The 18,220-nt window shown below is 74.8% G+C and carries 21 protein-coding genes; 13 read left to right on the forward strand and 8 right to left on the reverse strand.

Annotation, left to right across the window (positions count from 1 at the left end; genetic code table 11):
* Nucleotides 1-15: 15 nt before the first annotated feature.
* Genes ACH443_RS02505 through ACH443_RS02525 form a run of 5 tightly spaced genes read left to right on the forward strand, consistent with a single transcriptional unit; the run spans nucleotide 16 to nucleotide 4,151 of the window.
* A complete protein-coding gene (locus tag ACH443_RS02505; RefSeq protein WP_429765048.1) occupies nucleotides 16-534 on the forward strand; it encodes a MaoC family dehydratase in 519 nt (172 codons plus the stop codon).
* Entirely contained in the window at nucleotides 531-1,511 is a 981-nt protein-coding gene (locus ACH443_RS02510) for an HpcH/HpaI aldolase/citrate lyase family protein (protein WP_430589383.1), read from the forward strand. The genes ACH443_RS02505 and ACH443_RS02510 overlap by 4 nt, the downstream gene beginning before the upstream one ends.
* Nucleotides 1,508-2,266: a CoA transferase subunit A gene (locus ACH443_RS02515; RefSeq protein WP_430589384.1), complete on the forward strand. Its 759-nt coding sequence runs from the start codon at nucleotides 1,508-1,510 to the stop codon at nucleotides 2,264-2,266. Before ACH443_RS02510 ends, ACH443_RS02515 begins: the two co-directional genes overlap by 4 nt.
* Entirely contained in the window at nucleotides 2,263-2,979 is a 717-nt protein-coding gene (locus tag ACH443_RS02520; protein WP_429765042.1) for a CoA transferase subunit B, read from the forward strand. Before ACH443_RS02515 ends, ACH443_RS02520 begins: the two co-directional genes overlap by 4 nt.
* Nucleotides 2,976-4,151: an acetyl-CoA C-acyltransferase gene (locus ACH443_RS02525; RefSeq protein ID WP_429765040.1), complete on the forward strand. Its 1,176-nt coding sequence runs from the start codon at nucleotides 2,976-2,978 to the stop codon at nucleotides 4,149-4,151. The genes ACH443_RS02520 and ACH443_RS02525 overlap by 4 nt, the downstream gene beginning before the upstream one ends.
* A 19-nt stretch (nucleotides 4,152-4,170) precedes the next feature.
* Here ACH443_RS02525 and ACH443_RS02530 read toward each other — a convergent pair whose 3' ends face one another.
* Nucleotides 4,171-4,611, reverse strand: a complete 441-nt coding sequence (locus ACH443_RS02530) for an anthrone oxygenase family protein (protein WP_429765039.1) — start codon at nucleotides 4,609-4,611, stop codon at nucleotides 4,171-4,173.
* Between the two features lie 91 nt (nucleotides 4,612-4,702).
* Between ACH443_RS02530 and ACH443_RS02535 the strand changes: the two genes are divergently transcribed.
* From ACH443_RS02535 to ACH443_RS02550, 4 genes are all read left to right on the forward strand, one after another.
* Nucleotides 4,703-5,290: a TetR/AcrR family transcriptional regulator gene (locus ACH443_RS02535; RefSeq protein ID WP_429765037.1), complete on the forward strand. Its 588-nt coding sequence runs from the start codon at nucleotides 4,703-4,705 to the stop codon at nucleotides 5,288-5,290.
* A gap of 69 nt (nucleotides 5,291-5,359) precedes the next feature.
* A complete protein-coding gene (locus ACH443_RS02540) occupies nucleotides 5,360-6,079 on the forward strand; it encodes a ThuA domain-containing protein (protein ID WP_429765035.1) in 720 nt (239 codons plus the stop codon).
* Between the two features lie 4 nt (nucleotides 6,080-6,083).
* Complete coding sequence (locus ACH443_RS02545) at nucleotides 6,084-6,281, forward strand: hypothetical protein (RefSeq protein WP_430589385.1); 198 nt, start codon at nucleotides 6,084-6,086, stop codon at nucleotides 6,279-6,281.
* 32 nt (nucleotides 6,282-6,313) lie between these two features.
* On the forward strand, nucleotides 6,314-6,700 hold the full coding sequence (locus ACH443_RS02550) for a VOC family protein (RefSeq protein WP_430589386.1): 387 nt from the start codon (nucleotides 6,314-6,316) through the stop codon (nucleotides 6,698-6,700).
* Nucleotides 6,701-6,756: 56 nt separating this feature from the next.
* Here ACH443_RS02550 and ACH443_RS02555 read toward each other — a convergent pair whose 3' ends face one another.
* The 3 genes from ACH443_RS02555 to ACH443_RS02565 are packed head-to-tail and all read right to left on the reverse strand — an operon-like array spanning nucleotide 6,757 to nucleotide 8,469.
* A complete protein-coding gene (locus tag ACH443_RS02555) occupies nucleotides 6,757-7,428 on the reverse strand; it encodes an AIM24 family protein (RefSeq protein WP_430589387.1) in 672 nt (223 codons plus the stop codon).
* A gap of 16 nt (nucleotides 7,429-7,444) precedes the next feature.
* Nucleotides 7,445-8,095 (reverse strand): NUDIX domain-containing protein, encoded by a 651-nt coding sequence (locus tag ACH443_RS02560; RefSeq protein WP_430589388.1) that lies wholly within the window; start codon nucleotides 8,093-8,095, stop codon nucleotides 7,445-7,447.
* Nucleotides 8,092-8,469 (reverse strand): DUF4406 domain-containing protein, encoded by a 378-nt coding sequence (locus tag ACH443_RS02565; RefSeq protein WP_430589389.1) that lies wholly within the window; start codon nucleotides 8,467-8,469, stop codon nucleotides 8,092-8,094. The genes ACH443_RS02560 and ACH443_RS02565 overlap by 4 nt, the downstream gene beginning before the upstream one ends.
* A gap of 52 nt (nucleotides 8,470-8,521) precedes the next feature.
* Between ACH443_RS02565 and ACH443_RS02570 the strand changes: the two genes are divergently transcribed.
* Nucleotides 8,522-9,280 carry a DeoR/GlpR family DNA-binding transcription regulator gene (locus ACH443_RS02570; RefSeq protein ID WP_430557266.1) on the forward strand — a complete coding sequence of 253 codons (759 nt, stop codon included), beginning with the start codon at nucleotides 8,522-8,524 and terminating at the stop codon, nucleotides 9,278-9,280.
* A gap of 102 nt (nucleotides 9,281-9,382) precedes the next feature.
* Here the strand turns inward: ACH443_RS02570 and ACH443_RS02575 are convergent, their stop codons facing one another.
* Nucleotides 9,383-9,883 (reverse strand): tRNA (cytidine(34)-2'-O)-methyltransferase, encoded by a 501-nt coding sequence (locus ACH443_RS02575; RefSeq protein ID WP_430557267.1) that lies wholly within the window; start codon nucleotides 9,881-9,883, stop codon nucleotides 9,383-9,385.
* 114 nt (nucleotides 9,884-9,997) lie between these two features.
* On the opposite strand from ACH443_RS02575, the gene ACH443_RS02580 reads away from it, so the two are divergent.
* Complete coding sequence (locus ACH443_RS02580; protein WP_430589390.1) at nucleotides 9,998-11,110, forward strand: alcohol dehydrogenase family protein; 1,113 nt, start codon at nucleotides 9,998-10,000, stop codon at nucleotides 11,108-11,110.
* Nucleotides 11,097-12,155 (forward strand): proline racemase family protein, encoded by a 1,059-nt coding sequence (locus ACH443_RS02585; protein WP_430589391.1) that lies wholly within the window; start codon nucleotides 11,097-11,099, stop codon nucleotides 12,153-12,155. Before ACH443_RS02580 ends, ACH443_RS02585 begins: the two co-directional genes overlap by 14 nt.
* A gap of 44 nt (nucleotides 12,156-12,199) precedes the next feature.
* Here the strand turns inward: ACH443_RS02585 and ACH443_RS02590 are convergent, their stop codons facing one another.
* From ACH443_RS02590 to ACH443_RS02600, 3 genes are read right to left on the reverse strand one after another with little or no spacing between them, the layout of a single operon-like run.
* Entirely contained in the window at nucleotides 12,200-13,033 is an 834-nt protein-coding gene (locus ACH443_RS02590) for an alpha/beta fold hydrolase (protein WP_429765017.1), read from the reverse strand.
* On the reverse strand, nucleotides 13,033-13,860 hold the full coding sequence (locus ACH443_RS02595; protein WP_429765015.1) for an alpha/beta hydrolase: 828 nt from the start codon (nucleotides 13,858-13,860) through the stop codon (nucleotides 13,033-13,035). The genes ACH443_RS02590 and ACH443_RS02595 overlap by 1 nt, the downstream gene beginning before the upstream one ends.
* Nucleotides 13,861-13,920: 60 nt before the next feature.
* A complete protein-coding gene (locus ACH443_RS02600) occupies nucleotides 13,921-16,716 on the reverse strand; it encodes a helix-turn-helix transcriptional regulator (protein ID WP_430589392.1) in 2,796 nt (931 codons plus the stop codon).
* A gap of 271 nt (nucleotides 16,717-16,987) precedes the next feature.
* Here ACH443_RS02600 and trpS point away from each other — a divergent pair, with 271 nt between their 5' ends.
* Nucleotides 16,988-18,094 carry a tryptophan--tRNA ligase gene (gene trpS / locus ACH443_RS02605; protein WP_430589393.1) on the forward strand — a complete coding sequence of 369 codons (1,107 nt, stop codon included), beginning with the start codon at nucleotides 16,988-16,990 and terminating at the stop codon, nucleotides 18,092-18,094.
* Nucleotides 18,095-18,220: the final 126 nt, after the last annotated feature.

An 18,220-nucleotide genomic window follows, 5' to 3' on the forward strand; every position in this document is an offset into this window, starting at 1 on the left:
ACGAGGGAGGGCGCGATGCGTGACGAGGTGCAGCGCGGGCTGTACTACGACGAGCTGGACCCGGACGTGCGGTACGTGCACCGGCCGGGCCGCACGATGACGGAGGCGGACGACGTGCTGTTCACGTCCGTCACGATGAACCCGCAGGGGCTGCACCTGGACGCGGCGTGGGCGGCGACGCAGCCGTTCGGACGCCCCCTGGTGAACTCGATGCTCACGCTGGCCACGCTGGTGGGGCTGTCGGTGGCGCACCTGACGCGCGGGACGCTCGTGGCGAACCTCGGCTTCACGGAGGTGGCGTTCCCGCACCCGATGTTCCACGGCGACACGCTGTACGGGGAGACGACGGTCGTCGACCGGCGGCTGTCGCGCTCGCGCCCCGGCACGGGCGTCGTGACCGTCGAGCACGTGGGCCGCAACCAGGACGGCGAGGTCGTGGCGAAGGCGGGGCGGACGATGCTGATGTGGACGCGCGAGGGCCACGAGGAGCACGAGCACAAGAACGCCAGCGAGCACGGCGGGGGCGTGCTGTGAACCCCGCCCCGTTCACGCTCGGGCCGGCGCTCCTGTTCTGCCCGGCCGACCGGCCCGACCGGTTCGCCAAGGCCCTGGACCGCGCCGACGCGGCGATCCTCGACCTCGAGGACGCCGTCGCGCCCGGGCGCAAGGAGGCGGCCCGCGCCGCGCTGGTGGACACGGTGCTGGACCCGGAACGGGTGATCGTGCGCGTCAACGCGGTCGGCACCCCCGAGCACGACGCCGACCTCGCCGCCCTGGCCCGCACGCCGTACCGCACGGTGATGCTGCCGAAGGCGGACGGCCGGTTCGTCGGCCCGCTGCTCGCGCCGGACGGCGGCCCGTACGCCGTCGTCGCGCTGTGCGAGACGGCGGCGGGAGTGCTCGCCGCGCCCGCCCTGGCCGCGCGGCCCGACGTCGTCGCGCTCGCGTGGGGCGCGGAGGACCTGGTGGCGTCGCTGCACGGCACCTCGAGCCGGTTCGTCGACGGCGGCTACCGCGACGTCGCGCGGCACGCCCGGTCGGCGGTGCTGCTCGCGGCCGTCGCGGCGGGCAAGGCCGCGATCGACGCCGTGCACCTCGAGCTCGACGACCTCGCGGGCCTGCGGGCCGAGGCGCAGGACGCCGCGGCCAGCGGGTTCGTCGCGTCGCTGTGCGTGCACCCGAGCCACGTCGCCGTCGTGCGCGCCGCGTTCGCGCCGTCCGAGGCCGAGGTGGAGCGGGCACGCGAGGTGCTCGCCGCGGCGTCCGGCCGGGCGGAGGCGCTCGCGGGCATCGCGGGTGAGCACGCCGGTGAGCACGCCGGTGAGCACGGACGGCGCGTGTCGGCCGACTCCGGCGTGCTCACCGTCGGCGGCCGGATGGTCGACGCGCCGTTGCTGCGGCACGCCGAGGCGGTGCTGCGCAGGTCCGAGCAGGCGGAGCCGGGCGCGCAAGGCACTCCCGACGGCCCCGCCGTCGGACGTACGGTCGAGGAGAACGGGGGACGACGATGACGGTGTCGAGGACGGTGGACCGGCTGCAGCCCAGCGCCGTGGCCGCGCTGGACGGCCTGCTGCACGACGGCATGACCATCGCCGTCGGCGGGTTCGGCCTGAGCGGCAACCCGAACGACCTCATCGAGGCGGTGCGCGACTCCGGGGTGAAGGACCTGACGGTCGTGTCCAACAACATGGGCGTGGACGGCAAGGGGCTCGGCATCCTGCTGGAGAACGACCAGGTGCGGCGGGTGCTGTCGTCGTACGTGGGGGAGAACAAGCTGTTCGCGCAGCAGTACCTGGACGGCGCGCTCGAGGTGGAGTTCGTGCCGCAGGGCACGCTCGCCGAGCGGCTGCGCGCGGGCGGCGCGGGCATCCCCGCGTTCTACACGCCGACCGGGGTGGGCACGCCCGTCGCCGAGGGCAAGCCGGTCGACGAGATCGACGGCCGGCGGTACGTGCTGGAGCGCGCCATCGTGGCGGACCTGTCGCTGGTGCACGCGCGTCGTGCGGACCGGTTCGGCAACCTCGTCTACCGGTACACGGCGCGCAACTTCAACCCGGTGATCGCGACGGCCGGGCGGGTCACCGTGGTCGAGGCGGAGGAGATCACCGACGAGCCGATCGACCCGGACGTCGTCGTGACGCCGGGCATCTACACGCACCGACTGGTGCTCGCGCGCGAGCGGGTCAAGGACATCGAGCAGCGCACGGTGCGCCCCGCACCGGCGAGCAGCGTGGCCGACACGACGACGACGGGAGGTGCGGCATGACCTGGACGCGCGACGAGATGGCCGCCGTGGCCGCCGCCGAGCTGCAGGACGGCGACTACGTCAACCTCGGCATCGGCATCCCGACGCTGGTGGCGAACCACCTGCCGCCCGGCGTGGGGATCACGCTGCAGAGCGAGAACGGGCTGCTCGGCATCGGGCCGTTCCCGGTCGAGGGCACCGAGGACGCGGACCTCATCAACGCGGGCAAGCAGACGGTCACCGCGGTGCCCGGCGCGAGCTTCTTCGACGCCGCCGACTCGTTCGCCATGATCCGCGGCGGCCACATCGACATCGCGATCCTGGGCGCGCTGCAGGTGTCCGCCACCGGCGACCTGGCGAGCTGGACCGTGCCCGGCAAGCTCGTCAAGGGCATGGGCGGCGCGATGGACCTCGTCGTCGGGGCGCGGCGCATCGTCGCGCTCATGGACCACGTGGCCCGCGACGGGTCGCCCAAGCTGCGTCGGCGCTGCACGCTGCCGCTCACGGGGGAGGGCGTCGTCGACCGGATCGTCACCGACCGGGCCGTGCTCGACGTGACCGACCACGGCCTCGAGGCCGCGTTCGTGCTGCGGCGGCTGGCGCCGGGCGTGACCGTCGACGAGGTGCGCGAGGCGACCGAGGCGGAGCTGGTCGTGGAGCTGGAGGACGATCCGGAGGACGACGCCGGGACGGGCGACGGCTCGGCCGCGGCGGTGGAGGAGGGACGACGATGACCGTGATCGCGGGATACCGGCGGACGCCGTTCGTGCGCTCGAACGGGGCGTTCGCGTCCGTGCCGGCGACGACGCTGGGCGCGCACGCGCTGGCGGCGGCGCTCGCGGCGGCGGGCGTGGAGCCGGGGGAGGTGGACGTCGTCGTCGGCGGGCAGGTGCTGCAGGGCGGCGCGGGGCAGAACCCGGCCCGGCAGGCGGGTGTCGGCGCAGGAGTGCCGATGACCGTGCCGGCCGTGACGCTCAACGCCGTCTGCCTGTCCGGGGCGGAGGCGGTGGTGCAGGCGCACCGGCTGATCTCGGGCGGCGAGGCGACGATCGTCGCGGTGGTCGGGATGGAGTCGATGACGCTGGCCCCGCACGCCTGGGTCGGCTCGCGCGCCGGGAAGAAGTTCGGCCCGGTCGAGCTGATCGACACGATGGCGCACGACGGGCTCACCGACGCCTTCGAGCACGACTCGATGGGGCTGAGCACCGAGCGGCACGGCGAGGCGATGGCCGCCGCGGCCTGGAACACGCGCGAGGCGCAGGACGCGCTGGCCGTCGCGTCGCACACGCGGGCCGCCAAGGCGGCCGACCTGCTGGCGGAGGAGATCGCGCCCTACGACGTCCCCGGCCGGCGCGGCACCGTGCGGGTGGAGGCCGACGACGGCGTGCGCCCGGACTCCACGCTCGACGGTCTCGGCCGGCTGCGGCCGGCGTTCCGGGAGGACGGCACCATCACGGCCGGCAACGCGTCGCAGATCTCCGACGGCGCGGCGGCCCTGGTGCTCGTCGCGGACCACGTCGCGGAGGCACGCGGGCTGTCCGGTGTCCGCGTGCGCTCCCACGCGCTCGTCGCGGGGCCCGACGTCGGCCTGCACGCGCAGCCGGCGAACGCGATCGCCGCCGCCTGCGAGCGGGCGGGCCTGTCCCCGCGCGACCTCGGCGCCCTCGAGATCAACGAGGCGTTCGCGGCGGTCGTTCTCGCGTCGGTGGACAGGCTCGGCCTCGACCCGGAGCTGGTGAACGCGCACGGCGGCGCCATCGCGCTGGGGCACCCGATCGGGGCGTCCGGCGCGCGCGTGGTGGGGCACCTCGCCCGGCGGCTGGAGCTGCTCGGGCCCGGCTCGGTGGGCGCCGCCGCGCTGTGCGGCGGCGGGGGCCAGGGGTCCGCGGTGCTCCTGGAGGCCTGAGGCGCGCGGACGGTGGCCGTCACCGGGCGGCGGCCACCGTCACCAGGACGAACGCCGCGACGATCACCGCGAGGCGCACCAGGTGCAGCCGGTCCCAGCGCGTGGCCTGCTCGCGGTGGTCGGCGGGGGCGGTCTCGGCGGTCCAGGTCTTGGCCCGGTCGTTGATCGGCACCAGCAGGGTGACGGACAGGACGACGCTGACGAGCAGCAGGCCGACGGCGGCCCAGGCCACGACCGCGGCATCGGGGACGACCAGCGCGGTGCCGGCGACCAGCAGAGTCGAGCCGATGTACCAGAAGGGCATGAGGCGCCCCAGCATCCGGCCGCCGTGGGCACGGGCGAGGATCCCCGCGCCGTCGGGCAGGCTGTCGAAGATCGGGTTCATCACGAACGCGACGGACAGCTCCACCCCCACCATCAGCCCGGTGACGACGACGGCGACGATCGGCAACCACTCCATGGCCCTGCTCCGTTCCGTGAGCTAGCGCCGCTAGATCTAGCAGCGCTAGAGAACATATCAGCGATCGTCTAGCAGTGCTAGAGTCGCCGGCATGACGACCGCTGCCGCTGCACGACGAGCCCGCCAGGTCGCCGAGCGCCGGGACCGCATCGTGGCCGCCGCCCGCGCGCTCGCCGAGGAGCAGGGGTGGGAGGCCGTGACGACCCGGCGGCTCGCGGACGCGATCGAGTACAGCCAGCCGGTGCTCTACGGGCACTTCCCGCAGGGGCGCACGGAGATCGTCACCGCGGTCGCCCTGGCAGGGTTCGAGGAGCTGGCGGGCGTCCTCTCGTCCGCGACGTCCGGGCAGACAGGGACGGACGCCGCGCGGGTGCGCGGGCTGGTGACGGCGTACCTGGACTTCGCCGCGCGGCACCCCGCGACCTACGATGCGATGTTCCTCCTGCCCGTGCTGGTCCCGTTCGCCTCGGACGACACGCCGGAGACCCTCCGCGCGGGCTTCGCGGCGATCGAGGGGGCGCTGACGGGGCTCGAGGCGCCGCCCTCCGACCCGGCGACCGCGGCCGAGGTGCTGTGGGGCGCCGTGCACGGCCTCGTCGCGCTGCACCGGGCGGGGCGTCTGTCGGCCGGCAACGACGACCGTCGGGTCGACGCGCTCGTGCGGCTCGTCGTCGGCTGACCCGGCGGCGCGATCGATCCCGATCGTTCGGTGGTCCCCGGCGGGTCCCGACCGGCAGGATGGGGCGTCGTGACGACGACGCGCGACTCCCGACCTCCCCGCATCCTGATCCTCGCCGGCCGCGGCCGCCACGAGGACCCCTGGCACGACCACGCGGCGACGTCGCACCGGCTGGCGCTGGTGCTCTCCGGGCTGGACCCGGACGGCGGCGCCCCCGACGTCGTCGTCCGCTCGACGTTCCCCGACGCCCTCGACGACCTGGACGACATCGACCTGCTCGTCGTCAACGCCGGCACGCCGTGGCCGGGGCTCCGGGAGGCCGGCATCGGCCCCGACGACGCGGCCTGGGCGCCGTTCCACGCGCGCCTCGACGCGTGGGCGCGCGCCGGCGGACGGATCCTCGCGGTGCACCAGGCGGCGAACGCGTTCGGCGACCACCCGGAGTGGGAGGAGGTGCTCGGTGGCCGGTGGGTGCCAGGGGAGTCGATGCACCCGCCGCTGGGTCCCACCACGGTGCCGCTGGCCGTGGGGGCGCACGCGATCACGGAGGGGATCGGGGCCGTCGAGGTGGTCGACGAGCGGTACTGCCACCTGCGCGTGGCGCCGTCGTCGCAGGTGCTGGGCTGGGTGATCGGCGACGACGGGGAGCGGCACCCCGCCGTGTGGGTCGCCGACGCGCACGGCGGCCGCACCGTGTACAGCGGGCTGGGGCACGACGTCCGCGCCTACGACTCGCCGTCCCACGCCGAGCTCCTGCGCCGCGCCGCGACGTGGCTCCTGGAGGGTTGAGGCGGTGCGAGTCGTCCTCGTCGCTGCGCTGTTCGTGACCCTTGCGGGCGCGTCGGTCTCCGTGATCGAGGCGCTCGCGCCCGACCTCTCTCCGTTCGGCCGGTTCCTGGTCAATGTGCCGATCTTCATGGGCGGCGGGTGGGCCGTCCGGGCTGCCGCGGAGCGCCGTCGTCGAGAGCGCGCACGCGACCGGATATCTTGACGTCGAGATACTTTCGGAGACGAGGAGACGACATGCGGCTGCATCACGTGCAGGTGGCCTGCCCGCCGGGCGGCGAAGACGCGGCACGCGCGTTCTACGGCGCCGGGCTCGGCCTGACCGAGGTGGCGAAGCCGCCGGAGCTGGCGGGACGCGGCGGCTACTGGTTCCGGGGGGTCGACGCGAGGGGCGCCGTCGTCGCGGAGATCCACGTCGGCGTGGAGGACCCGTTCGTCCCGGCGCGCAAGGCGCACCCGGCCCTGGTGGTGGACGACGTCGCCGCGCTCGACGCGACGGCGGACCGGCTGGAGGATGCGGGCTTCGCCGTCGACCGCTCCGAGCGGACGACCTTCGCGGGGTACCTGAGGTTCCACACCCGCGACGGCGCGGGCAACCGCGTCGAGGTGCTCGCGCCCGCCTGACGCCGGTCCCAGGCGTGCCGGGACGCGCCAACGGCCGGGCGCCGCCGCGACCGGCGTCAGTTCTGGTTCGGCAGCGGGTGGCCCTCGGACGCCTGCACGACGACGATGCCCTGGCCGGTGAGCCCGAGCTGGTACGCCTCGCCCGAGCCGCGGCCGATGGCGGCGCCGAGCTTCGCCGTCTTGCGCACGGTGCTGGTGAGGGTCGTGGACCAGAGCACCACGCTCTGCATGTCGACGTAGGTGGGCTCGTCGACCTCGAGCACCACGGGGGTGCCGTAGGCGGTGACGGCGAGCGCGCCGGAGCCGGTGAACGTGGTGTTGAACAGCCCGCCGCTGAGCACCGACGCGCCCTGCACGCGGTTGATGTCCCAGGTCAGCGAGCTCTCGAACGCGAGGATGTTGCTGCCCGAGACGGTGACGCTCTCGTTCTCCAGGTACAGCACGAACACCTCGTCGGCGTCCTGGGCGAGGAAGACGTCGCCGCTGCCGGACACCTTCATCAGGGACATGCCCTCGCCGGTGAACGCCTTCTTGAAGAGCTTGGTCATTCCGCCCGCGCCCTCGTAGGCGAAGTCGACGTCGCCCTGGTAGGCGACCATCGACCCCTGCTTGGCGTAGAAGAACCCACCGGAGCCGGCGAGGTCGACCTTGAGCATCCGCGGGTTGACGAGCTGGAAGCTGCCGGGCTCGCCGTGCGGCTCGGTGTGGTGGAAGAGGCTGCTGCGCATGGTGCACATCCTGTCGTCAGCCCCGCAGTGCCCACCACTGGAGCAGCATGATGGTCTTGCCGTCGACGATGCGGCCGTCGCGGACCATGGCCAGGGCGTCGTCGCGGTGGAGCTCGACGGCCTCGATGTCCTCGCCCTCGTGGGCGACCCCGCCGCCGGGTCCGACACGGTCGCCCGGCGTGTAGGGCGCGGCGTAGAAGTGGACCTTCTCCGTGACGGAGCCGGGGCTCATGTACGCGGTGAAGACGTGCGCGACCGGGCCGACGGCGACACCGAGCTCCTCGGCCACCTCGCGGCGGATCGCGGTCTCGGGGTCGTCGTCGTCGAGCAGGCCCGCGGCCGTCTCGATCAGCATCCCGTCCCGGTGGTCGTTGACGTACGCCGGGAACCGGAACTGGCGGGTGAGCAGCACGGTGGACCGCGCGTCGTCGTGCAGCAGGATCGTGGCGCCGTCCCCGCGGTCGTAGGTCTCCCGCTCGAGGGTGCGCCAGCTCCCGTCACGCCGGCGATGGTCGAACGTCGTGCGGCGCAGCACGTGCCAGCCCCGGGAGGTGAGCTCGACGTCGCGCACGACCACGTCCGGGTTGCGGCGCAGGTCCCGTCCGGCCCGGTCGAGGCCGGTCCGGCCGCGGTGGTCGGGGACGTCGACGCCGGGAAGGCCGCTCACCGGTCGGCGTCCGCGAGACGCGGCACGTCGGCGACGTCGTAGTAGACGGGGAGGCCCCGGCTCTCGGCGATCGCGACGTCCTGGTCGGCCCCGGTCGACTCGCCGGGCAGCCGGAGCACGGCGTCGCAGTGCTGCAGCAGCCGCTGCGCCGTCGGGTAGAGCACGTCGTCCGCGAGGTCGTCGTCCAGCGTGGCGCCGGCCGAGCGCAGCACCGGCAGCGCCACCCACTCGCCGACCACGGGGATGTGCCCGGCGGCGAAGACGGGCCAGGCGGCCTCCTCGAGCCGGCGCAGGTTGGCCTCCATCGCGGCGGGGTCGCCGTCGGTGCCGGAACGGTAGGGGCCGGCGACGAGGATGAGCAGTGGTCGGGTCATGCCCGTAGAATAGACATAAACATGCAAGACTACGAAGAAACGAGAAGACGCGATGCTCGCTGCCGAGAGGCGTGACCACCTCCTCGAGACCCTCCGTCGCGACGGCAAGGTCGTGGCCAAGACGGCTGCGGCGGAGCTCGGCCTGTCGGAGGACAGCATCCGGCGCGACCTGCGCGAGCTGGCGGCCGAGGGGCTGTGCCAGCGCGTCTACGGAGGCGCGCTGCCGGTGTCCCCGGCGGTCGTCGACTACGCCGGCCGGCAGCGGGTCGAGGTGGCGGGCAAGGAGCGCGTCGCCGCAGCGGCGGTGCGGCTGATCGACCCGGGGAGCACGGTGATCCTCGACGGCGGGACGACGGCGCTCGCGGTGGCAAGGGCGCTCCCGCCGGACCTGGGGTGCACCGTGGTCACGCACAGCCCGACCGTGGCGACGGCGCTGGTCGAGCACCCCGTGGCCGAGGTCTTCGTCCTCGGCGGCCGGCTCTTCAAGCACTCCGCGGTGGCGAGCGGCGCGGCCGCGGTCGAGGCCGCGCGGCGGATCTCCGCCGACGTCTTCCTCCTCGGGGTCACGGGCATCCACCCCGACGCCGGGCTCACCACCGGCGACCCGGACGAGGCCGCCATGAAGCGGGCGCTGGCCGGCCGCGCCGCGGAGACCTTCGTGCTGGGCTCGTCGGAGAAGGTCGGGGCCGCGTCGCCGTTCGAGGTGATCGGGTTCGACGCCGTCGCGGGCGTCGTCACGGACGCCGACCCGGGCTCCGACGTCATGGCCAGGTTGGGAGAGCTCGTCCGCGTCGTCGGCGTGGACGCATGACCGGGCCGGGCGCGAACGTGCACGACCGTGCGCCGCTGGAGTACCGGGGAATCATCGACGTCCTGCCCGGGTGACGGCGCCGCGAGACGCGCCGCGTCGCGCTCAGACGGCGCCCGGGAAGCCCGCCTGCCGCCACGCCTCGTAGACGACGATGGACGCGGCGTTGGTGAGGTTGAGCGAGCGCCGACCGGGCAGCATGGGGATCTTCACGCGGTCGGTGACGCGCGGATGGTCCATCGCCTCGTCGGGCAGGCCGGTCGGCTCGGGGCCGAAGAGCAGGATGTCGCCGCGGCGGTACTCGACGTCGGTGTAGGTGGTGTCGGCGTGCGCGGTGAACGCGAAGACGCGCGCGTCGGGCAGGGCGTCGAGCGCGGCGTCGAACGTCGGGTGCACGTCCATGACGGCCAGGTCGTGGTAGTCCAGCCCGGCGCGCTTGAGCTTCGCCTCGGACAGGTCGAAGCCCAGCGGCTCCACGAGGTGCAGCCGCGCCCCGGTGACGGCGGCGAGGCGGATGGCGGAGCCCGTGTTCCCCGGGATGCGCGGCTCGTAGTACACGACGTGGGCGAACGGGGACGCGGGCACGGGCGGGAGCTGGTCGGGCACGGCCCGATTCTCCCACCGGTCGCCCGGGTGGTCGGGCGGGTGGCCGGGAGAGCGGCCGGGCGACGTGCCGCCGTCCCGATGACGCGACGGGCCTGCCGCCCCTACGCTCACTTGATGGCGGAGATCCCGGCGGTGATGAAGGCGGTCCAGCTCGTCGGCCACGGTGGCCTCGACCGGCTGGTGTACCGCGAGGACGTGCCCACGCCCGCGCCCGCCGCGGGCGAGGTCCTGGTCGACGTGCACGCCTGCGGCATGAACAACACGGACGTCTGGGTCCGGGAGGGCGCGTACGGCACGGAGACGGACCCGGGCTCCGTCTCGACGTGGAGACGCGGCAGGTCCACGCTCACCTTCCCCCGGATCCAGGGCGCGGACACGGTCGGCGTGATCGCCGCCGTCGGCGACGGCGTGCCCGCCGGCCGGGTCGGCGAGCGCGTCGTCGTGGACTTCAGCATCTACCACCGGCCCGAGGGCGACGACAGCCTGGCGGACATCGACTACATCGGGCACGGCCGCGACGGCGGGTACGCCGAGTACATGACCGCCCCCGCCGAGAACGCCTACGAGATCACGGCCGAGATCGCCGACGCCGAGCTCGCGACGTTCTGCTGCGCCTACCTCACCGCGGAGCAGATGCTCGACCGGGCGCGGCTGGCCGCGGGGGAGCGGGTGCTCGTGACGGGGGCGTCCGGCGGCGTGGGGTCGGCGATCGTGCAGCTCGCCCGCGTGCGCGGCGCCGTCCCGTACGCCGTGACGAGCGCCGGCAAGGAGGCCGCGCTGCGGCAGATCGGGGCGCAGGACGTCGTGCTGCGCGACTCCGCCGACCTCGTCGCCGAGGTGGGGCGTGTGGTGGACGGCCCGGTCGACGTCGTCGCCGACCTGGTGGCCGGGCCGATGTTCAACGACCTGCTGCGCATCCTGCGGCCCGAGGGGAGGTACACGACGGCGGGCGCGATCGGCGGCCCGGTCGTGCAGCTCGACCTGCGCACCATGTACCTCAAGCAGCTCGAGCTGCACGGGTCGTCGCAGGGCACGCGCACCGCCTTCCGGCGGCTGGTGCGCTACATCTCCGACGGCGAGATCCGTCCGCTCCTGGACCGCACGTTCCGGCTCTCCGACCTGCACGACGCGCAGCGCGCGTTCCTGGCGAAGTCCTACGTCGGCAAGCTCGTCGTCGTGCCGGACCGGCACTGGGACGGCGTGGGGGCACCGTATGCGCAGCCGTGAGCGCACCATCGAGCTGATCGACGCGCAGTCGGGCGGAGACGTCAGCCGGGTCGTCATGTCCGGCGTCGAGTCGCTGCCCGGGCGGACCGTGCTGGAGAAGGCGCGCTACCTGGAGCGGCAGGGCGACGGGCTGCGCCGCCTGCTGCTGTCGGAGCCGTACGGCGACCCGGCCATGTCGGTCGACCTGATCGTCGAGCCCAGCGACCCGCGGGCGCAGGCCGGCTACGTGATCATGGAGGCGATGGGGTACCCGCTCTACTCGGGCTCCAACACGATCTGCACGGCCACGGCGCTGCTGCAGAGCGGGGCCATCCCGCTGCGCGACGGCGACGGGCTCCAGGACATCGTCCTGGAGTCCCCCGCGGGCCTGGCCCGGGTCAGCGCGCGGGTGATCGACGGGCGGGTCGTGTCCATCACCACCGAGGGCGAGCCGGCGTACGTGGCCGACGAGGCACTGAGCGTCGAGGTGCCGAACCACGGCGACGTGCTGTTCGACCTCGTGTGGAGCGGGGCGTACTACGCGCTCATCGACGCGTCCCGCTACGGGTTCGACATCGGCCCGACGGAGCAGGTCGCGCTGACCGCGTTCGGGGACGCCTTCGTCCGCGCGGCCCGGCCCGGCCTGCGCCAGGAGCACCCCGACCTGGGCGACGTCGGGCCGTTGCCGTTCGCGCACTTCATGGGCCCGCTGCGCCAGGTCGGCGACGGCCGCTGGGAGTCGCCGTCGGCCACCTACGTGCACCCGGGCGTGCTCTGCCGTAGCCCCACGGGCACCGGCACGTCGGCGCGGCTCGCGCTCATGGCCCAGCGCGGGGAGATCCGCGAGGGCGAGTCGCTGGAGACGGTCTCGCCGCGCGGCAGCCGGTTCGTGGGCACCGTGCTGGAGCGCACCCGGGTGGGCGACTACCCGGCGCTGCGCTCCGCCGTCACCGGCGCGGCCCGCGTGATGGCGCGGTCGCAGATCACGGTGGACCTCGACGACCCGCTGGTCGACGCCTCCGACCTCGAGCCGCTGCTCACGCCGCCCGCCGACCGGTCCCGCTGACGAGCGACCCTCCGGCCACGAAGGGCCGGAGGGTCACCGTCGTGTCACGCCTGGACGAACGCCACGAGGTCCTTCGTGAACTCGTCCTCGTACGCCCCGACGATGCCGTGCGGTGCGCCCGGGTAGACCTTGAGCGTCGCGTCGGCGAGGATCTCCGCCGACCGGATCCCGGCGGCCTTGATCGGCACGATCTGGTCGTCGTCGCCGTGCGCCACGAAGACCGGGACGTCGATCGCGCGCAGGTCGTCGGTGTAGTCGACCTCCGAGAACTGCGCGATGCAGTCGTACGCCGGCTTCAGGCCGGCCTGCATCGAGAGCCGCCAGAACTGCTCGATCGCGCCCTGGGAGACGTTCGCCCCCTCGCGGTTCGCGCCGAAGAACGGCACGGCGAGCTCGCGGTAGTACTGCGAGCGGTCCGTCCGCACGCCCTCGCGGATGCCGTCGAACACCTCGATCGGGGTGCCGTCCGGGTTCTCCGGCGTCTGCACCATCAGCGGGGGAACGGCCCCGACGAGGACCGCCTTGCGCACGCGGGCCGAGCCGTGGCGCGCCAGGTAGTGGGCCACCTCGCCGCCGCCGGTCGAGTGGCCCACGAGCACGACGTCCGTGAGGTCGAGCTGGTCCAGCAGCGCGGCGAGGTCGTCCGCGTAGTGGTCCATGTCGTTGCCGTCGCCCGTCTGCGTGGAGCGACCGTGACCGCGTCGGTCGTGCGCGACGGCGCGGAAGCCGGCGTCGGTGACCGCCATCATCTGGCGGTCCCAGGCGTCCGCGTTCAGCGGCCACCCGTGCGAGAACACGACCGGGGTACCGGTGCCCCAGTCCTTGTAGAAGATCTCGACGGGACCGGTCGAGCTGTCGGAAGTGGTGATGAAAGGCATCACAGCCCCTTTTCCTTGAGCCACGCGAGCGCGGCGTCCGCGACCTCGGCCCAGCCGTGGTCGATGGTGAGCGAGTGTCCCCGGTCGGGGAACTCGACGAGGTCGGTGACGGCGCCGGAGTGCTTCCGGTGGATCTTCGCGGAGGTGCGCGTCAGGGACGCGGGCGCCGTGTGATCCATGCCGCCGCCGATGAACAGGAGCGGACCGCGGTCCGCGTCGCGGGTGTCGACCCGCGCGGGCGAGCCCGGCAGCAGGTTCGCCGCCGCGTCCTCGAACAGGGGCCTGCCGGGGGAGGGGATCGTCCACTGGTCGTAGAGCGCGGCGGCCTCGTCGTCCGAGAGCTCGTTGGCGAAGCCGTACCGGAACTCCTCCGGGGTCAGCGCGACGGTGCCCCGGAAGCTCGCAGGGCTCGTCAGCGCGACGGCGGCCACCCGCAGCGAGCTCGGCGGAAGGAGGATGTTCCCGCGCATGGGTGCCGGGTCGATCGCGACCGCCGCGGCCGCGTGGCCCTCGGTGAGCAGGCGCTGCGCGACGAGGCCGCCGAACGAGTGCCCGACGACGACGGGCCGCGGGTCGAGACCGTCGACGTACAGGCCGTCGAGGACGTCGGCGTAGTGCGCCACGACGTCGTCGATGCCCACGCCGCCCGCCAGCTCGGGGTTCTCCCTCGCCTCCGCCACGGTGGCGGAGGCGCCGGGCCAGCCCGGGTTGTGCGGGTCGTAGCCGGCCTCCGCGAAGCGGTCCATCCACGGTGTCCACGAGTCGGCGTGGAGCCACAGGCCGTGGACGAAGACCACGGCACGGCGGGACGCGCTGAACTCGGTCATGGTGTGTCTCCCAGGGTCGGAGACATCACCCTCACCCGTGCGGGTGGCCGGCCGCTTCTGTCAGATGACTGGTCGCGGTTCGGAGGCCCCGGCGTCGACCAGGTCGCGCAGCTGGCCGCGCGACGTCACGCCGAGCAGCGGGAACACCCGGTAGAGATGGAACCCGACCGTCCGGGGGGACAGGAAGAGGCGCTCCGCGATCTCCCGGTTGGTGCGTCCCTCGGCCGCCAGCCGCACGATGCGGCGCTGCTGGGGAGTGAGCTGTGCGAGGGCGTCGGGCGTGCGCTCCGCCACCGCGACGCCGGCGGCGCGGAGCTCGGCGCTCGCCCGGTCCGCGAACGAGGCGGCGCCGATCCGCAGGAAGGTCTCGCGCGCGGCGCTGAGCTCGGTCCGTGCCTCGCTCACACGCTGCAGGCGCCGCAGCCGCTCGCCGAGGTCGAGCCGGACGAGGGCACGCTCGAACGGCCAGGTGGCGCCGGCAGGGTCGGCCAGCGCGGCGCGGTACTCGCCCACCGCGTCGTCGGGGGACGCCAGCAGGGCGCGGGCGTGGTGCAGCAGGGCCGCCACCCGCGGCCCGGGGGCGTCGCCGACGTGTGCCGTGACGGCGGAGAGCACCTGGGCCGCGTCCTCGAGCCGCTCGGGCCGGTCCGCGCGAGCGGCGGCGGAGGCGAGCAGCGCGATCCCGTGCACCGAGGCGTGCCGGTGGGTGGGGCGCCCGTCGGGGGCGAAGGTCCGGCGGAGGGCGTCGTAGGCGGCCTCGGGCTCGCCGGCGACCAGGGAGGCGAGACCGAGCGCCTGTCGCGCGCGCACCTCCACCGACCGGGTCGCCCCGGGCCCCACGTCGGCGAGCGCGTGCTGCGCGAGCTCTCGGGCCTCGTCCGTCCTGCCTCGGCCGGCGGCGAGCAGGGCAGCCGTCTCGACCGCGGCCGCCCGCACGACCGGCATCCCCGTGGCCTCCGCGACGCGCACCGCGTCCTCGACGTGCCCCTGGGCGTCGTCCCACCTGCCGAGCTCGTGCAGCGCAGCGGCGAGGGTCGCCGTGACGAGGGCGTTGGCCCCCTGCGTGGGGCCGTGGGAGAACAGCTCCAGCAGCTCGCCGAGCAACCGCGCGGCCAGCCCGGTCTCGTCGAGCATCCACGCCGCCCCGCCGAGCACGTTGAGCTCGCTGATGCCGAGGTGCGTGGCCGCCCGGACCGCGCCGTCCAGCGTGGCGCGCGACGCCGGGGCGAACGGCGCCGCCGCGGCCCGCACCCACGCGGTCACCGGCACGGTGTCGTCCGGGTGCAGCGCCTCGAGGCAGCGCGCGACGTCGTCGATCAGCTCGTCGTCGCCGGAGTAGTAGGCCGTCACGGCGGCGGGGGCCAGCGCGGCCAGGGCCAGCTGGGGGTCGGACGCCCCCGCCCGGCGCGCGACGGTCGTCAGCCGTTCGACGGCGGCGCGGTGGCGGGGCGTCGAGGCAGCCGCCCATCCCCCGTAGAGGTCGGCCTCCCAGCGCGTGTGCTCGTCGTCGGTGGCCTCGAGGGCGCGGTCCGCCAGGCGCTCCACCCAGGCCGTGCGCCCGGTGTACATGGCGGCCGGTGCCGCGAGCACGAAGCGGCGCGCCGCCTCGTCCGAGGTTGCCGAGAGCTCGCCCGCACGCTCGAGCGCGCGGGCGCTCGCGGCCCAGCCCCCTCGCTCGCGGGCCCGGTCGGCCGTGGCCTCGAGGTCGGTCGCCACGGCGGTGTCGGGGCCGACGGCGGCGGCCGCGCGGTGCCAGGCGCGCCGGTCGAGGTCGTCGACGGCCTCCGCCAGGGCCAGGTGTGCGCCACGTCGTTCCGCGAAGGGCGCGGCGTGGTAGACGGCGGCGCGTGCCAGCGGGTGACGGAACCGGAAGCGGGGCCCGTCCAGGTGGACGAGGCCCGCGGTCTCGGCCGGTGCCCACGCGACCAGCCGGTCGTCGTCGGGCACGTCACCGGCGGCGGCGAGGACGGGCGCGAGGTCGTCGCCGTCGGCCGCCGCGGCGAGGAGCAGCAGCCAGCGCGTCGGCGCGGGCAGCGCGGGGAGCCGGGAGGCGAACGCCCGCTCGATCCGCCCGCTCACCGGCCAGGGGCCGTCGGGCGGCGCGGGCGAGGGCACCGCGGCGTCGGCGCGGGACAGCTCGACGAGCGCCAGGGGGTTCCCGGCCGCGTGCTGGATGAGGTCGTGCCGCACGGCAGCGGCGGGAGGGACGGGCTGCAGGTCGAGGACCCGGGCGGCGTCACGGGGGTCGAGGCTCGACAGGGTGATCGTCGGGAGGGGCTCGGGTGCCTCCGGCCGCGTGGACAGGAGGAGGGACGTCCCGGCGGACGCGTCGGCCAGCCGGCGGGCGCAGAAGAGCAGGACGTCGCGGGAGGCGTCGTCCGCCCAGTGCAGGTCGTCGACGACGGCGAGGGTGCCGCTGTCGCTGGAGCCGTCGCTCGTGGAGGGCCCGACGTCGCACAGGAGCGTGAGCGCCCCCGCTGCCAGGTGCAGCCGGTCCGGGACGGCCGTGGCCTCGTGCAGACCGAGGGCTGCCCCGAGCGCGCGGGCCTGCGGCGCCGGCAGGCGGTCGAGGCGGTCGAGACGCGGCAGCAGGAGCTGGTGCAGCGCGGCGAACGGCAGCTCGCGCTCGCCGCGCGCGCACCGCGCCGTGAGGACGTGCCGTCCCGACCGGCGGGCGAGCTCGCGACCGTGCTCCAGCAGGGTCGTCTTGCCCAGTCCCGGTTCTCCGACGAAGAGCAGCACGCCGCCCGAACCCGGGGCGGCGAGGCGTTCGACGCGGGCGAGCTCGGCGTCCCGGCCCAGGATCGGGGCCTGGCCCTGGGTGGTCCCGGTCGGGCGTCGTGCTGCGTTCTCCACGGGAGAATCTGACCACGGCGTGCACGGACGCGGCGCACGGACGTCCCCGGGTCACCTCGCCGCGGGCCTGGCCCGGCCGTGGCGCGGATTCCGGTCCCCCGGCCGCGGGCATAGGCTGACGTCATGACGACGCGCGCGAGCTGGTGGTGGCTGCCTCCGCAGCCCTGACCCGACGCGCCCACGTCCCCGTCCCGAGCTGCCCGTCGCAGCCGGGGCGTTCTCGTGTCCGGACCGGTCCGACGGGCGGCGATCCCCCTGAGGAGCCGAACCGATGACCGCACCGACCGTCCTGACCACCCCCACCCCCGCGACGACGAGCGCCGCCGTCGCGCAGGCCCGCTCCGCCGAGATCGAGGCGGAGATCGCGCGCGACCCGGGCCGCTTCCGCGTCCTCACCGGCGACCGGCCGACCGGCACGCTGCACCTCGGCCACCTGCTCGCCACGCTCGACAACCGGGTGCGTCTGCAGGACGCCGGGGTCGAGGTGGTGCTCGTCGTCGCCGACTACCAGGTCATCACCGACCGCGACGACGCCGGGGACCTGCCCGCCGTCGTGCGCGAGGTGGTGCTCGACTACCTCGCCGCAGGCATCGACCCGGCGCGCTCCACGGTGTTCACCCACTCGGCGGTGCCTGCCCTGAACCAGCTGCTGCTGCCGTTCCTGTCGCTGGTGAGCGTGACTGAGCTGGAGCGCAACCCCACCGTGAAGGCGGAGGCCGCGGACGCCGAGAAGCGGCAGGGGCGGGGCATGTCCGGGTTGCTCTTCACCTACCCGGTGCACCAGGCGGCGGACATCCTGTTCTGCCACGGCAACCTCGTGCCCGTGGGGCTCGACCAGCTGCCGCACCTGGAGACGACGCGGACGGTCGCGCGCCGCTTCAACCAGCGGTACGCAGGCGCCCGCCCGTACTTCCCGGAGCCGGAGGCCCTGCTCACGCGGTCGCTCACGGTGCTGGGGAACGACGGCGCCAAGATGAGCAAGTCGCGCGGCAACGCGCTGGAGCTGCGCGCCACCGAGGACGAGACGGTGCGCTTCTTCCGTCGCGCCCGCACCGACTCCGAGCGGCACATCGCCTACGCCCCGGAGGACCGGCCGGAGGTGGCGAACCTGCTGCGCATCGGCGCGCACTTCGCGGGCACGACGCCGGACGCACTGGCCGCGTCGGTCGGCGACGCCGGGGCGGGGCGGCTGAAGGCGGTCGTGACGGAGGCGGTCGTGGAGGGGCTGCGTCCGCTGCGCGAGCGGCGGGCCGCCCTGGCCGCCGACGGACCCGCCGTCGTGCGCGACGTCCTCGCCCGGGGGAACGCCCGGGCGAACGAGGTCGCCGACCGCACGCTCGCCGACGTCCGGGAGCTCATGGGCACGGTGTACGCCTGACGCCCGGCGCGGCTCGGCGCGGCAGTCTCGGCTCGCCGCGGCAGGACGGACTGCCGCCGTGAACCCGGACTGCCGCGCCGGGCGAGGGGTACGGGCCCGCCGGTGCCTCTCCGGCGGGCCCGGGTC

The organism is Isoptericola sp. NPDC019571 (genome assembly GCF_044389385.1).
Lineage (GTDB): Bacteria > Actinomycetota > Actinomycetes > Actinomycetales > Cellulomonadaceae > Isoptericola > Isoptericola nanjingensis.